This window comes from Kitasatospora sp. NPDC058965, from assembly GCF_042741245.1.
Lineage (GTDB): Bacteria > Actinomycetota > Actinomycetes > Streptomycetales > Streptomycetaceae > Kitasatospora.
This window is the reverse complement of record NZ_JBHYKG010000604.1, coordinates 1-1,399: the sequence shown is the minus strand read 5'-3', so window position 1 is coordinate 1,399 and position 1,399 is coordinate 1. Positions and strand designations below refer to the sequence as shown.

Genomic DNA, 1,399 nt, shown 5'->3' with positions numbered 1-1,399 from the left:
CCCAGGGGGCGGCCGACACCCTGGCGACCGGCCCGGTGCACTGCGTGGTGCTGGACCTGGACCTGCCCGACGGCGCCGCCGCCACCCTGCTGGCGGGGATCGAGCGTGATCCCGCCCTGCAGTCCGTCCCGATCCTGGCGTACCGCAGCCGCGGGGCCGGGGCCGCCGCGGAGCCGGCGGCCGGCCGGCCGCGGGAGGTACTGGCCGGGCTGGACGAGATGCGCGAGCGGATCGTGCTGCACATGAGTGCCGACCGGCCCGGCGACGTGCTGCCGCTGGCGCGCCGCGCCGAGCCGGTCTGGGACTCGGGGGTCGACCGGTCCCTGGTCGGGCGCACCGCGCTGGTCGTCGACGACGACGACCGGAACCTGTTCGCCCTCACCGGGATCCTGGAACTGCACGGCATGCACGTGCTGCAGGCCGACAACGGGCGGGCCGCGCTCGACACGCTGGCCGCGCACCCGGGCATCGACGTGATCCTGATGGACGTGATGATGCCGGAGATGGACGGGTACACGGCGACGGCCGCGATCCGGGCCATGCCCGAGCACGCCCGGCTGCCGATCGTCGCGGTGACCGCCAAGGCGATGATCGGCGACCGGGAGAAGAGCCTGGCGGCCGGCGCCACCGACTACGTGACCAAGCCGGTGGACGCCGGCCGGTTGATCGACCGGCTCCGGGAGCACCTCACCGGCTGACCGCGGCCGCGCCCGTGCCCCGTCCCGTTCGACCCGCCAGGAGAACACCGTGTCCCACCCCCTCGACCCGGCCGCCGACCGCCGTGCGGCCGCCCGGCCCGCGCCCGGTGCGGACCGGGTCGGGAGCCAGCGGTCCGGTCCGCCGGGGCCGGCCGGGGCGCCGGAGCAGGCGGTCGACCGGCTCGCCGCGGTGGTGGAGCGGCTGCGCGGGGAGCTGGAGCGGGTGCACGCGGACGCCGCGGCCCGGTCGCTGGTGGAGATGGCGGCCGGGGTGCTGGTCGAGCGGCTGCGCTGCGGGCCCGCCGAGGCGGCGGCCCAGCTGGCCGTGCTGGCCGAGCGGGCCGGGGTGCCGGTGCTGGAGGTCGCCGCCGACCTGGTGGACCGGGCGGCGGCCGACCGGATCTCCGCGCTGGCCGGGGCGTTCACCGGCACCGCGGCCGCCCGGCCCGATCCGGCGGCACTGCGGCTGCGCAGCGCCGAGGCGGGGGCGCTGACCGCGGACACCGCGGTGGTGGCGCGCTCGATCCTGGAGAACGCGCTGCGCCCGCTCGGGGCCGTGGCCGTCGCCGTCTGGGCCGCGCGTCCGGACCAGTCGCTCGCGCTGGCGGGCAGTGCGGGGTTCGGCGACGCGGAGGCGCAGCGCTGGCGGCACGTGCCGCCCGGGGTGGCCACCCCGGCGCGCCGGGCGCTGGACGAGCGCG

At 78.8% G+C, this 1,399-nt stretch carries 2 protein-coding genes; both read left to right on the top strand.

Features of this window, described 5'->3' with window-relative positions:
- Positions 1-698, top strand: a 698-nt coding sequence (locus ACFW1A_RS40530) for a response regulator (protein WP_380418752.1), incomplete at its 5' end; no start/stop codon positions are given.
- Positions 699-747: 49 nt separating this feature from the next.
- Positions 748-1,399 (top strand): ANTAR domain-containing protein (locus tag ACFW1A_RS40525; RefSeq protein WP_380418750.1); only part of this gene is annotated, 652 nt, incomplete at its 3' end.